The following is a 13,339-nucleotide window of genomic DNA, read 5'->3' as shown; positions in this document are numbered from 1 at the left end:
ATGCCATCGAATCAGAAACTCTCGGCCAGTGCCATGGAAATCGACCGGATGGCCTTGCAATTGGCCAAAGATCCTCAGTCCAAGGTGTTCCTGCCGCTGGCGGAAGAGTATTGCAAGGCCGGCATGTGGCAGGAAGCCGCCGGTGTGCTGGAGGACGGCCTGAAGTTCTATCCGGGCTTCATCACGGCAATGGTCGTGCTTGGTCGAGCCTATGATCAACTTGGACAATCAACGAAAGCCAAAGCTCTCCTTGAAGAAGCGGTCAGGGTGAGCCCGGAAAACCTTCGTGCGCATCGGACCCTCATCAAGATCTACGTGGCTCAAGGCGCATCGGATGAGGCGTTAAGAAGCTGCGAGGTCATCCTGGCGTTGAACCCTCGGGACGAAGAAGCGCGGGCCATCAGGGAAAAACTGGGGAAATCATCCGAGTTGACGACCAGAACGCCGGGACACATACGTCCTGTCGCTCCAATCGTTCCCACGGCCGTCTCGACTTCTCCCGTATCGGAGGAAGCGGACCGAACAGAGACCGTCGATCCGCGAACTCCGTTTCAGGACCTTTCGGCTGCCGCGACGACGACGCACGAGGTCGCGGACCCTGTGCCAGCCGCAGCCGTCGATCAGGCCGGGCAAGATGGGGCTGCGGCCACTCCCGAGCCTTCACCGAATTCCGTCGACCCCGTTTCCGCCCCCTCTCCCCATGCCGGCACCGTCGCACAGCTGGAGGCTTGGCTCCGCTCCATCGAGCGGGCCCGACGTGATCGCAACGGATCGGATCGGTCCGGTTCCTTAAGTTCTCAATAGAATTCAGCAGTTTGACCGATACCTGGCGGCCTGTTACAATGCCGCCCTGCCGGTCGCCCGTGAAGGCCGCCTGTCGAGCGTTGCATCCGACCACAGAGTTGTTCATGCTACGGATACTCGTATTACACGGTCCAAATCTGAATCTGCTGGGCACCAGGGAACAGGGTATTTACGGGTCCGTCGCTCTCGACGCCATTGATGGCGATATCGTCAAGCTGGCGGAGGAGCTGTCCGTCGAGGTCGACATCCGGCAATCCAACCACGAAGGAGAATTGGTGTCGTGGATTCAGGAGGCCCGAAGCGGGTGTCACGGGGTGATCATCAATCCCGCGGCCTACACGCACACCAGCGTGGCGATTCGAGACGCCCTGTCGGCCGTGAGTCTGCCGACGATCGAGGTCCATTTATCCAACATTCATCAGCGGGAAGATTTCCGCCATCAATCTTATGTCGCTGGAGTGGCGCTTGGGCAGATTTCGGGGCTCGGGCCGGCGGGGTATCTGTTGGCGCTTCGGGGACTGCACGGGCATCTCACGGCGCGACCTCCGAGGACGCAACCCTCTTCCAAGGCGGCAACGTCTCATCGGCGGACGGGTCGCCGCTAATGCACGCATGACTTGGCCAACTACGATTCAATCAACGTGAAGGGAGCATCGAGTGATTTCGACCACTGATTTCCGAGGAGGCGTACGGCTCTTGCTTGACGGGGAGCCGTTCTACATTGTCGAGTTTCAGCACGTGAAACCGGGAAAGGGCGGGGCATTTGTCCGTACCAAACTCAAGAGTTACATATCGGGCAACGTACTCGATCGAACCTTTCGGTCCGGCGAGCGCTTCGAGGAGCCCGACCTTGAAGAACGGGACATGCAGTTCCTCTATGCCACGGGTGACGATTATACGTTCATGGACACGGAGAGCTACGAGCAGCTGACCTTTGCCAAGAAGCAACTCGGGGATAACGCGGATCTCCTCAAAGAGAACATGGTCGCCAAGATTCTGATCTATGAGCATCGCCCGATCGACGTCGAGTTGCCGATTTTCATCGAGCTCAAGGTGGTGGATGCGGAACCGGGCGTCCGTGGGGATACGGCATCCGGCGGCACCAAGCCGGCCGTCGTCGAGACCGGTGCGACGATCAAGGTTCCACTCTATCTGGAGGTGGGCACCGTGATTAAGATCGACACCCGCACAAGAGCTTATGTGGAGCGCGTCCGGTGACCCGGGGTAAGCCTCGTCGCCCGAAGAAACGAGAGACTCCCATCGTTCTGCCGCAGAGCCTGGCGGGGGGGGCCGGAGATGCAGGACGGCCCTTCCTGACGGGAAACCAATCCAAGCACATCCAGGAATTGGTCGATTTGCTCAAGCGGAACAATCTGACCGAATTGGAATTGGAGCGGGAAGGGGTCCGTATCAGGATTCGGCATGAGGTCGGGGTCAAGACGATCACGACAGCCGTGACCGATATCGCTCCGACCGGCGCGATCGCTGTCTCTCAACCGGCGGTGGCGCCCAGCGGCGCGGCCGAGGACACGGCGGGTCTGGTCACGATCACCTCTCCCATCGTCGGCACGTTTTATCGGTCGCCGTCCCCGGATGCCGATCCGTATGTCGAGGAAGGTGATTTCGTCAAACGGGGACAGGTGTTGTGCATCGTCGAGGCAATGAAGTTGATGAATGAAATTGAGTCCGAAGTCGACGGCCAGGTCGTCAAGATCCTCGCCGAAAGCACCAAGCCGGTCGAGTACGGGCAGGCCCTCTTTCGCATCGATCCCAAGGCCACGGCCTAGCGTTCCGTGACACGTTCTGAATGACAGACTGACCACCTCATCGCATCGGAGTCACGGCTTGTTCAAGAAAGTTCTCGTTGCCAATCGGGGGGAAATCGCGCTTCGCGTCATCCGGGCCTGCAAAGAGCTCGGTATCAAGACGGTGGCGATCCATTCGGAGGCCGATGCCAGTGGATTGCATGTCCGGGCCGCGGACGAACGGGTCTGCGTCGGGCCTGCGGAAGCGGCACTCAGTTATCGCAACATTCCCAATGTGCTGAGCGCCGCCGAGATCACCGGCGCGGATGCGATCCACCCCGGATACGGCTTCCTCTCGGAAAACGCCCACTTCGCCGAAGTGTGCGAATCGATCGGCGTCAAGTTTATCGGCCCCACCTCCGAAAACATCGCTCTCATGGGGGACAAAGCCAAGGCTCGAGAGATTGTCGCCAAGCGAGGTCTGCCGGTCACGCCGGGAAGTCCGGGCGGCCTGAAGAGCGAGCAGGAAGCCATTGAGGCCGCCCAAAAGATCGGCTATCCCGTGATCATCAAAGCGGCCGCCGGTGGCGGCGGACGCGGCATGCGTGTGGTCAACAAGGCGGACGATCTGGGGCGGGCATTTCAGGCGGCACAAGCGGAAGCGAAATCTACGTTCGGAAACGACAGCGTCTATCTCGAGCGGTACTTTTTGGAGCCGCGTCACATCGAGGTTCAGATCGTGGCCGACCACCGGGGCCATGTGGTGTATCTCGGGGAACGTGACTGTTCGATTCAACGGCGGCACCAGAAGTTGGTCGAAGAAACACCTTCCCCGGCCGTGGACGAAAAGCTTCGCCGGGAAATCGGGCGGACCGCGGTGGAAGCGGTCAAGGCGGTGCACTATCGTAACGTCGGCACCGTGGAGTTTCTTCTGGACAAGGACCAAAACTTCTTCTTTATGGAAGTGAATACCAGGATCCAAGTCGAACATCCCATCACGGAGATGGTCACGGGGATCGATCTGATCAAGGAGCAGATCCGACTGGCCGACGGAGAGCCGCTTTCCTTCAAGCAACAGGACATCAAGCTGAGCGGGCACAGCCTCGAATGCCGCATCAATGCCGAGGACCCTGAAAAGTTCACGCCGTCGCCCGGTCTGATCACGAGATACAGCGCTCCCGGCGGGTTCGGGGTTCGGGTGGATTCGGCGATGGAATCTAACGCCTTGGTCGTGCCCTATTACGACTCCATGATCGCCAAGGTGATCACTCACGGCCGCGACCGGCAGGAAGCCATTGCCCGCATGCGTCGCGCGCTCGACGAGTTCATCATCGAAGGCATCAAGACGACCATCCCGCTCCACAAGCGCATCCTCAACGACCCGGACTTCCAAAAGGGGCATGTCTCGACGACGTTCCTCGACCGCTTCCTTGCCGGCTAACAGGTGTTGAAAAAGTCCGCCGGCTTCGTTCCGGTGCCACGCAGACCGTCGACGTACCAAACAGAGTAGGTCTCGGGTCCTCGTTCCACTTCGGTCTCGCAGAACAGACTTTTGGAACAGCCTGCGAGAGTTTTAACGTTACAATGACAAGATGGCTGTGACGACGCGTACTCACGAGCTTTCCGGCCTCTACATCATTCTCGATCCGTCGGTTCGTCCGGATCGGCCGCTCGGCGCGATCTTGAAGGCGGCCGCCGAAGGCGGAGCCAAGCTCTTTCAATACCGGAATAAAGTCTCGTCGATGCGAGAACAGTATGGGGAGGCATTGTCGCTGCGGAAATTCGCGGCTGAGCTTGGCGTGACCTTCATCGTGAACGATCGGTGCGATCTGGCATTAGCGGTCGATGCAGACGGGGTGCATCTCGGCCAGGACGATTTGTCTTATGGAGACGTGAGAAAAATTCTGGGGAGAAACAAAATCATCGGCTTGTCCACGCACAAGGCCGAGCAGGTGCGGGAAGCAGACGATCTCAAGCCGGACTACATCGGCTTCGGCCCAATTTTTAAACCTGCGTCGAAACAGGATCACGACCCGGTGGTGGGGATGGACGGACTGAAACAGGTCCGCGCCCTGACGACGCTTCCGGTCTTCGCCATCGGAGGAATCCAAGCAGAGGAGGTGCCTGCGGTCATGAGAGCCGGAGCGGATGGGATCGCGGTCATCTCGGCCGCTGTTGCGGCGCCGGATGTCCAAAAGGCGGTCGAACGACTTATCTCGCTGCTCGCCTGACGGCTTTCGCCAGCTGCGTGATCGCAGCGGATTGAGCAAGCTTCGTCACGGTTTTCCTGAACTGTTTTGACAATTCCGACCTGTAGGGGAGAGGCCCAAGCACCGGCACGCCGGCTTGCTTGCGGAGGATCTCGACCGTCGTCCGCTCCTGCAGGCGCTCCAGCTTGGACCGCGCGGGCCTCGTTTGATTGAGCACGAGTGCCGCGACGGGGATTCGCCGCCGGCGAAGCGCTTCGACAGTCAGGAGCGCATGGTTGATCCCGCCGAGCCCGGAGCGGCCCACCACCACGACCGGCAACCGTAAACGGGCGATGAGATCAAAGACGTCGATGTTTCGGCCAATTGGCACGTGAACTCCGCCGATTCCTTCGGCCACGACGTATTCATAGCGACCTGCCATCAGGCGATGGACCTTCTGAATGACTCCGAGGTCAATCTCTCGTCGTTCGGCTTGGGCCGCTGCAAGCGGAGCGAGAGGCAATTCAAACTGGAACGGGCAGATCGCTCCGAGCGCATCATCGGATTCGATCACGGCTTGGAGCCGTGCCGCATCGGAACGAGCCAGGCCGGAACTCGTGATCCCCGTTTCAATCGGCTTCATGACGCCGACTGCAATGCCCTTGCGTTTCATGTGTAGGGCAAGCGCGGCCGTCACGATGGTTTTTCCGACCCCCGTATCCGTTCCGGTGATGAAGATGCCACTATTCATACGTCGCTCCTGTGATGATACCTCAAGTTTCCGTTAGAGGTGTCGACTATCACAATTCCAAATCTGACCTGAGACGTCCTCCGCCTGTATGAGATGGACGACCATGCGCGCCACCGATTCGATCGACGGCGTTCGATGCAGGGCGTGGTCGATCCGGGTGTCATCGTCGGACATCGCGCTTTGAGAGAGCGGCGTTTTCTGCCAGCCCGGCAGCAACAAGTTCACGCGCACATTGCGAGGGCCCCATTCCAGTGCGGCCGTTTTCATCAATCCGAGCAAGCCGGCTTTGGAAGCCGCGTAGGCGGCCTGTCCGGTCGTGCCATGAAAGCCGGCATGAGATCCGATGACGACGATCGAGCCGCCGTTCCCGGCGCAGAGGATTCGTCCAACCGCCTGCATGCAGTGGAAGGTGCCTGTCAGATTGGTTTCGATGATGTCGGACCACCGGTCTACCCGCTGACGGATGAGCATGTCGCTGGCACCGATGCCGGCGTTGCAGACGCAGGCCCATTCCTGCGGAGCGTCTTTGGCGAAGGCTTCGGCCATCTGCCTCATGGAACGGCTGTCCCGGAGATCCGCTTGGTATAGGGCTCCCTCGCCACCGTCTGCGCGGACTTGCTCGAGCGTCGCGCCGGCTGCTTGCGTATTGCGGTGATAGTGAATCCCGATGTGCCATCCGGTTGCCGCAAAGGCGAGGCTGATGGCTCGGCCGATGATCCCCGAAGCGCCGGTCACGAGGACGGCCGGACGTTTGCCGCGCGCGATGCCGCCGCGATCGGTTTCCGATACTATCTGTGCGTGACGCATGGGCGGGATTATGATTTGGATGGGCAGTCAAGGCAAGCTCGCGGCAAGCCGGTCTGCTTGCCGCGTCACGCGAGCCTATGATACGGTCACAGACTGGTGATGATGGAGGAATCGCGCATGCTGCGTGCGACAGGGCGAATCAATCTGCTCGTGATCCTGCTTTGCTCTCTGTACATCGGTCTCTCGCCATCCGCTTCCTTCGCGGCAGAGGACCACGGGACGATCGCCCGATCGCAGGACTATTTTCCGGACACGATCGGCAGCCATTGGGAGTATCGGGGGCAGATCACCGAAGGGCCGGTCCAGACGATCGAGCACAAGTCGTTTCAAAACGTGTCGTCCGTGACCGGAACAAAGTCCCTGAAGGGTGTCACGGTGACCACGTTTCACGACACCAATCCCGGGAATCATGGTGTCTCCGACAGTTTCTATCGTCGAGATACGGTTGGTATCGTCTATTATGGGTCGGAACCCGGAACGCCGTTGGAAAAGCAGCTGGTTCCCTATCAAATCGTCCGGTTTCCCATGAAGGTCGCCGCATCGTTTTCGCAGTTCGACAAGAAGGAACTGGATTTCGGGACCGACATGGACCAGGACGGAGTCAATGAAAAGGCCGACGTGCAGGGTAGCTCGACGGTCGTGGGGCAGGAAGCCGTTACCGTTCCGGCCGGGACGTTTCCAGATGCCGTGAAGATCGAAGCCAGAATGCAGATGACCATTCAGCTGTCCGCCGCAAAGAAAACCGTGACAGGGACAGACGTCATGGCCGCCTGGTTCGTCAAGGGCGTGGGGCTGGTCAAATATGTCGAGCGGCAGGAACTGTCTCCGTTGCAGGACCGCGGCCTGATTACGGAGATCGTGGAAGAACTGGAATCGTTCGAGATCAAGCCTTCGAGAGCCTCACTCGGCCGGGGCGAATCCCCTGCGCAAGGTCTGTTCGCTGATGATTCTCACGGTAACGAATTGCAGCAGGTAGTCCTCACCACCGGCCTTCGCGCCGATCCCTGACAGCCGGTGGCCCCCGAACGGCTGGCGCGCAACCAGTGCGCCGGTGATGGGCCGATTCAGGTATAGATTCCCCACGTCAAAGAGCCGGGTTGCCAGGTCGAGGTTGGCCGGGCTGCGTGAATAGACCCCGCCGGTCAGTCCGTAATCCGTCGCGTTGGCCATGCGAAGGGCTTCGTCGAATGAGACGGCCTTCATGACGGCCAGGACCGGTCCAAAAATCTCCTCCTGCGCGATCCGCGCGTCAGGCTTCACGTCGGCAAAGAGGGTCGGGCCGACATACCAACCTGACGAAAGGCGTTTGCGGTCTTCGATCAGGTGAGCCTCCCGTTTGCCGATCTCGACGTACTCGAGGATGGTCGATTGTGCTCTCGCATCAATTACCGGACCCATGTCGATGCCGGGCTCCGCGGGGTCTCCGATACGCAGGCAGCGGAGGGCTTCCTGCAGGCGACGGACAAAAATGTCGTACACGGCCTCGTGCACGATGACCCGCGAACAGGCCGAGCACTTCTGTCCGGCATAGCCGGTCGCGGACACCACGACTCCGGTGACAGCCTCGTCGAGGTCGGCCGTGTCGTCGATGATGATGGCATTCTTCCCGCCCATTTCCGCGATCACGCGTTTCACCATTCTTTGACCCGGTAACACCGTCGCCGTCTCACGCAGAAGTCCGATCCCGACCTTCTTCGATCCGGTAAAGGCGATCGTCGCGACGTCGCGATGCCGTGCCAGCGCCTGTCCGATGTCCGGGCCTCCAGGCAGGCCGATCAGGATGTCCTTCGGCACTCCGGCCTCATGCAGCAGTGAGACGAGCAGCAAGCCGATCAGTGAGGACCGCTCCGACGGTTTGAAGATGACGGGATTCCCGGTCACCAGGGCGGCCGATACCATGCCGGTCGGAATGGCCAAGGGAAAGTTCCAGGGAGAGATCACGACGGTGACGCCTCGCGGCTCGAGGACACGATGGTTCAATTCTCCGGGCATCCGCCCCAATCGTGTCGGAACTCCCTGCCGCAGCCATTCTCGTGCGTAGAACTCGAGAAAATCGATCGCCTCGGCGACGTCCGCATCCGCCTCGCGCCACGGTTTCCCGCATTCCATGACTTCCCATGCCGCCAGTTCCGACTTTCTGCCGCGCATCAGCGCCGCCGCACGGATCAAGATCTCCGCCCGGTATTCCCCCGTCGTCTCGCGCCACGCGCCCCAAGCCGTGAGGGAAGCCCCGACGGCGCGGTTGGCGTCATCACCAGAAGCCGCGGGAATCCGTGCGACGATCTCGTTCGGTTGCGCAGGATTATGCGAGAGCAGGACCGGGCCGGACGGTGAGGAAGCGAGGAAGGGAACGTTCCACTGTCGATCGAGCCGAGTTTGGGCCGTCTTGACGGCTTGCTGCATGGCATCGCGCGCGGCGGGCTGGGAGAAGTCCAGGGTCGGTTCGTTTCGGAACGTGGTGTCGGCATCCGCTTGGAGCACCGGTTCTGTCCGGTGTGCGGCGGGCGGATCGAGCAGGTGCTGGAGCGGCTCGGACTCCACGTATTCCTTGCGGAGGAACGATTCGTTCGAAGTGTTTTCCAGCAGTCGGCGCACGAGATAGGCCATACCGGGAAGCAGCTCGCCGACCGGCGCATACAGCCGAAGGCGGCGATGGCGTTCGACGATGGCGTGCTGAAACGGTTCGGCCATGCCGAAGATCATCTGATACTCATACACCTCCGGTCCCAGTCCCAGGTATTCCGCCAGCGCTTCGACACAGGCGAGCGTCCTCAGATTATGCGTGCCGAATGCCGGCCGAATCAGCGACGCATGCGTCAATAGTGTGTGGGCCAGTTCTTCGAAGTTGGCATCCGTGTCGGCTTTGTGCTCGAAAAGGGGAATCGGCCATCCCTTTTGACGATAGTGAATGGTATCGCTGTCCCAATAGGCTCCCTTGACCAGGCGAATAGTCACCGGGGTTCGGCGCACGCGGACCCACTCCATCAGCCGGTCGACGTCGCGAACGGTTTCCCGATGATAGGCCTGCAGCGCGATGCCGGCATGGGAAAACGTTGTGTATGCCGTTTCGGAGAACAATCGTGTGAAAACCTCGATGATCACGTCTTTGGTTTCGGCTTGCTCCATGTCGAAAATCAACGAGGCGCCCAGGTGGTTGGCGACGTCGACGATGGCGCGCAGCCGGGGCGCGATCGAATCATAGGTGCCATCAGGATCGATCGGGTCAAGATGGGGAGTCAGCGCGGATAACTTGAGGGATAACTGCACGGCCGGCACGGTTCCGAACTGGTCGCGGCCCAGGTCGCCGGAGTCGTGCTCTGCGGCGGTGGAACGGGCCAATGTCCGCAAGGCCTCCAGGCAACGGTCGCGATAGCGGTCGGCCTCCTGATCGCTGATGGTGGCTTCTCCCAAGAGGTCGACCGACCATCGCTTTCCGTCTTGGCGGAGATCTTTCAGCACCGGCACGGCGTCGTCGATGGACGAACCGGCGATGAACGTTCTTGCCATCTGTTCGACCTGGGAGCGAATGGCGTGGCCGGTGAGCCGTGCACCGATGCCGGTCGCCGACAAGGCCTTCAATCCCCACCGCAAACCGAACGCGCGGTCGGTCATGGATCCGAAATATTCTTGGGCCAAGGACACGACGCGTTCGTCATTGGGAACGGCGGGCAGCACGTCGATAAAGCGGAACAGTTGGGTTTTGAACGCCTGGTCATGCATCGCCATGTTCATGGCGGCTTGGGACCACCAGCGCCGTTCAAAGACCGTTGGAGTTTGGCCGGATGACAATCGAGCGAGGTCTTCACCGATTCGACGGATGGCGAGTTCCAGGTCGGGCGGCGCAGGTCTCATGGACAGATAGGGCTCGGGGGCAATCTGACACAGTATACACCGCAATGATTTTGTTGAAAATTATTCAATAGTTCGCTACTATATGTCTCGTATGTGACGGGGCAGTGGGTGACCGCCAGGACAGACTGATCGCCGGTTTTTCTTCATATCAACGCGAGGAGTAGGGATGCCCGATACCAAGTGGACTTCGCCGTTTGCGTACAAGACGTTCATCCTCTTCTGCCTGGTGGCGGCCGTGACGTTGATCGGAACGCCGCTGTTCGGATTTCTTTACGGCTACACGCTGTTTGACTGGGTGGTGTTCGGCTTTTTGTACATCGTGACCGGCATGGGCATCACGGTGGGCTATCACCGCTTGATCTCGCATCGCAGCTTCGAATGCCATCCGTGGGTCAAGGCAATCTTGTTGATCGCCGGAGGATGGGCGCTGCAGAACTCCGCGTTGCGGTGGTGCTCCGATCATATCCGCCACCATGCCCGAACCGACCAGGAAGAAGACCCGTATAACGCGCAGAAGGGTTTTTGGCACAGTCACTGCGGGTGGCTGTTCGTCAATACACCCCACCGCACCGAAAACTATGAACGGCAGTTACGCAAGGATCCGATGATCATGTGGCAGCACCGGAATTACCACGCCATCGTCATCTCCGGTCTTGCCTTTCCCCTCATCCTGGGATTCTTGCATGGAGGAATCCAGGGGGCGATCGGGTGCTTTATGCTCGCCGGCATGTTTCGGATGTTCATGGTGTTGAATTCGACGTTCGCCATCAATTCGCTCTGCCACATGTATGGCACGCAACCGCACGGCAACGGTGACAGCAGCCGGGACAGCTGGCTGATCTCCTTGGTCAGTTTCGGGGAGGGGTACCATAATTATCACCATACCTACGCGCGCGACTATCGCAACGGTCCCCAGTGGTACAACTTTGATCCGTCGAAGTGGATCATCTATTCCCTGTCGCTCTTTGGACTGGCGACGAATCTTCGCCGGCTGGATCCGACGGTATTTGCGGAATAGCCATTTCTATTCCCCGGTCGTCCCATCCCGGTTGGCCCAACCGGCCCATTTCTTTCTCTTCCTCCATCGCTTATGATGCGAGCATGCGGGCCGTTCGGCTTGGAGGCCGGGTCTGGTTCGTGAGAGGAGGTCGTTCCGATGGCGGATGAACATACTCACCAGGCGCAATCGACGCAAGCCAAAGACACGCTCATTTCCGGAGTCAAGCACGTCATTGCCGTCAGCAGCGGTAAAGGCGGCGTGGGTAAATCGACCGTCGCATCCAATCTTGCCTGCGCGCTCGCATTGAGCGGAGCGAAGGTCGGCCTGCTGGATGCGGATCTGTACGGGCCGAACATTCCGATGATGATGGGGAGTACCGCCGGTCCGGAGCAGAAGGACGGGAAAATCCTTCCGGTGGAGAGTTACGGGGTCAAATTAATCTCGATGGCATTTCTGGTTCCGGAGGAGGCCCCATTGGTCTGGCGCGGGCCGATGGTCCACCAGTATTTGCAGGCGTTCTTTCGTGACGTGCTCTGGGGCGATCTGGACTACCTGTTGATCGATCTTCCGCCCGGTACCGGAGACGTCCAGTTGTCCTTGTCTCAAATGGTACCGTTGGCCGGCGCGGTGACCGTGACGACGCCGCAGGAAGTGGCCCTCTATGACGTGCGAAAGGGCATGGCGATGTTTCAGAAGGTCAACGTGCCCTTGTTGGGCATCATCGAGAACATGAGTTTCTTCGTCTGCGGGCATTGCGGTGAGCGGACGGAGATCTTCTCGCACGGGGGAGGGGAGCGCGCCGCTGAAAAACTGGGGGTGCCTTTCCTGGGGCGCATTCCGATCGATCCGGCTATTCGTGACGGCGGTGACAGTGGTCATCCCATCGTCGTCGCGCACCCGGAATCGCCGCAGGCCGCCGCGTTCAGGGACATCGCCCAGAAGCTCATGAACCGCTTGGGTGGATCGGAGAAAGAAGGCGCCTCGATCGACAGCCTATTGAAGAAGATCAAAGAACCGTTCGGCAAGCAATGAGAGCGTCACACTGGGGGAGGGGGATCCATGGGAGAGTTCGTACGGGTGGCGGGAAGCGGGGATATTAAGCCAGGCCACGGAATCGTAGCGGAAGCGCAGGGGAAGGCCATTGCCCTCTTCAATGTCGACGGGGTGTTTCACGCCATCGATAATACCTGCATTCACCGCGGAGGGCCGCTCGGCGAAGGTGACGTGGAAGGCGAGGTGGTGACCTGCCCGTGGCATGGTTGGCAATTCAACGTCACCACCGGAACCTGTGTGAACAATCCGTCGGGGAAGGTCGAAGTCTATCAGGTCAAAGTCGACGGCTCGGACGTGAAAGTGCTCCTCTGATCTCCCTGTCTCGCGCGAGACAAGAAAAGGATTGACCATCATGGCCGTAACCGCCACGGAACAGGTTGACATCGCTGCCGCGCTGGTCCGGTTGTATGTATTTCTTGCGCAGTATTTGGATCGCTGCCTGGATGAATCGGCTCGGAAGGCCTATCCCGACGCGGAACTGAAAAAGCATTTGACCGACACGAGGCGCCAGCTCATGGATATCCTGTCGGTCAATCCCGTGGTGAAGAAGAAGTTGACGGAAGAGTGCGATCGCATCCTCGCGCTCGGCGAGGCCTGTTTGCGGGGCGCGTCGGCGGATCGGCAAGTCCACGAAACGATGCAGGTGGAACGGATCGCGCTCAAGCACAAGACCTCCGCGCTGAGCGATTTGGTCGCAGTGTTTCGAGCCCTGGAGTGACGGGGGCAGGCGGGCGACCTGACTGTTCGTGTCAGAAGGGCATCGGAGGCTGATGCCGAAAAACTGGATCGAGAAGCACCAGCTGGCCGGTCTGGATGAACGCGAGCGGGGGTTTAGTCGCCCCGTCGAATTGGAACAGGCCGATCCGGGCTATCGGGCCCATCTGCAGTACGAAGACCTTCGACTCTCGACCGGCTGGTGTCCTGTCCGCGATGCGGTATTGCCGGCGTTGACGGATATGCTCCAGTCCCGCGGCTATCGCCAGCTGAAAACCCAGATGACATTTAGAGGCGAGTCGTACCTGGGTTCGCAGGAGCCCTGGGTCGAATATCCCGATCCGCCTCAGGAATCGGTCACCTCCGGCGGCTGGCTTGATTCGCTGATGTATTGGTTTCGCACGCGCACGGCCCGCAACTGAAC

Annotated in this window: 15 protein-coding genes; 12 read left to right on the top strand and 3 right to left on the bottom strand. The window is 59.9% G+C overall.

The genetic code is table 11. From position 1 onward, the window contains the following. The 6 genes from NSJP_RS15595 to thiE all read left to right on the top strand — a co-directional run bounded on the left by NSJP_RS15595 (position 1) and on the right by thiE (position 4,780). Complete coding sequence (locus tag NSJP_RS15595) at positions 1–804, top strand: tetratricopeptide repeat protein (RefSeq protein WP_080887781.1); 804 nt, start codon at positions 1–3, stop codon at positions 802–804. Between the two features lie 104 nt (positions 805–908). Further along, a complete protein-coding gene (gene aroQ / locus NSJP_RS15590; RefSeq protein WP_080888628.1) occupies positions 909–1,409 on the top strand; it encodes a type II 3-dehydroquinate dehydratase in 501 nt (166 codons plus the stop codon). Positions 1,410–1,461: 52 nt separating this feature from the next. Further along, positions 1,462–2,022 carry an elongation factor P gene (gene efp / locus NSJP_RS15585; RefSeq protein ID WP_080887780.1) on the top strand — a complete coding sequence of 187 codons (561 nt, stop codon included), beginning with the start codon at positions 1,462–1,464 and terminating at the stop codon, positions 2,020–2,022. Then, the gene (gene accB / locus NSJP_RS15580) at positions 2,019–2,591 is read left to right on the top strand and encodes an acetyl-CoA carboxylase biotin carboxyl carrier protein (RefSeq protein WP_080887779.1); all 573 of its coding nucleotides are present in this window, start codon (positions 2,019–2,021) and stop codon (positions 2,589–2,591) included. Before efp ends, accB begins: the two co-directional genes overlap by 4 nt. A gap of 58 nt (positions 2,592–2,649) precedes the next feature. Beyond that, the gene (accC, locus tag NSJP_RS15575) at positions 2,650–3,990 is read left to right on the top strand and encodes an acetyl-CoA carboxylase biotin carboxylase subunit (RefSeq protein ID WP_080887778.1); all 1,341 of its coding nucleotides are present in this window, start codon (positions 2,650–2,652) and stop codon (positions 3,988–3,990) included. A gap of 151 nt (positions 3,991–4,141) precedes the next feature. After that, a complete protein-coding gene (gene thiE, locus NSJP_RS15570; RefSeq protein ID WP_231989403.1) occupies positions 4,142–4,780 on the top strand; it encodes a thiamine phosphate synthase in 639 nt (212 codons plus the stop codon). Here thiE and bioD read toward each other — a convergent pair. Further along, entirely contained in the window at positions 4,761–5,489 is a 729-nt protein-coding gene (bioD, locus tag NSJP_RS15565) for a dethiobiotin synthase (protein WP_080887777.1), read from the bottom strand. The two genes, thiE and bioD, sit on opposite strands and share 20 nt — an antisense overlap. 33 nt (positions 5,490–5,522) lie before the next feature. Then, positions 5,523–6,296, bottom strand: coding sequence for an SDR family NAD(P)-dependent oxidoreductase (locus NSJP_RS15560; protein ID WP_080887776.1), 774 nt, complete (start codon positions 6,294–6,296; stop codon positions 5,523–5,525). 117 nt (positions 6,297–6,413) lie between these two features. On the opposite strand from NSJP_RS15560, the gene NSJP_RS15555 reads away from it, so the two are divergent. Next, complete coding sequence (locus NSJP_RS15555; RefSeq protein ID WP_080887775.1) at positions 6,414–7,304, top strand: TapB family protein; 891 nt, start codon at positions 6,414–6,416, stop codon at positions 7,302–7,304. Here NSJP_RS15555 and NSJP_RS15550 read toward each other — a convergent pair. After that, positions 7,197–10,148: a proline dehydrogenase family protein gene (locus NSJP_RS15550; protein ID WP_080887774.1), complete on the bottom strand. Its 2,952-nt coding sequence runs from the start codon at positions 10,146–10,148 to the stop codon at positions 7,197–7,199. The genes NSJP_RS15555 and NSJP_RS15550 overlap by 108 nt on opposite strands. A 166-nt stretch (positions 10,149–10,314) precedes the next feature. Between NSJP_RS15550 and NSJP_RS15545 the strand changes: the two genes are divergently transcribed. The 5 genes from NSJP_RS15545 (at position 10,315) to NSJP_RS15525 (ending at position 13,337) form a co-directional block, all read left to right on the top strand. Continuing rightward, a complete protein-coding gene (locus NSJP_RS15545; RefSeq protein WP_080887773.1) occupies positions 10,315–11,166 on the top strand; it encodes an acyl-CoA desaturase in 852 nt (283 codons plus the stop codon). A gap of 138 nt (positions 11,167–11,304) precedes the next feature. Next, complete coding sequence (locus NSJP_RS15540) at positions 11,305–12,180, top strand: Mrp/NBP35 family ATP-binding protein (RefSeq protein WP_080887772.1); 876 nt, start codon at positions 11,305–11,307, stop codon at positions 12,178–12,180. A gap of 27 nt (positions 12,181–12,207) precedes the next feature. Beyond that, a complete protein-coding gene (locus tag NSJP_RS15535) occupies positions 12,208–12,513 on the top strand; it encodes a Rieske (2Fe-2S) protein (RefSeq protein ID WP_080887771.1) in 306 nt (101 codons plus the stop codon). A gap of 40 nt (positions 12,514–12,553) precedes the next feature. After that, positions 12,554–12,919: a hypothetical protein gene (locus NSJP_RS15530; protein WP_080887770.1), complete on the top strand. Its 366-nt coding sequence runs from the start codon at positions 12,554–12,556 to the stop codon at positions 12,917–12,919. 52 nt (positions 12,920–12,971) lie between these two features. Next, positions 12,972–13,337, top strand: a complete 366-nt coding sequence (locus NSJP_RS15525; protein WP_080887769.1) for a hypothetical protein — start codon at positions 12,972–12,974, stop codon at positions 13,335–13,337. Positions 13,338–13,339: the final 2 nt, after the last annotated feature.

It is taken from the genome of Nitrospira japonica (genome assembly GCF_900169565.1).
In the GTDB taxonomy this organism is placed as follows: Bacteria; Nitrospirota; Nitrospiria; order Nitrospirales; family Nitrospiraceae; genus Nitrospira_C; species Nitrospira_C japonica_A.
Note: the sequence above shows the minus strand (reverse complement) of the source record. Positions and strands in the feature narration are given on the sequence as shown.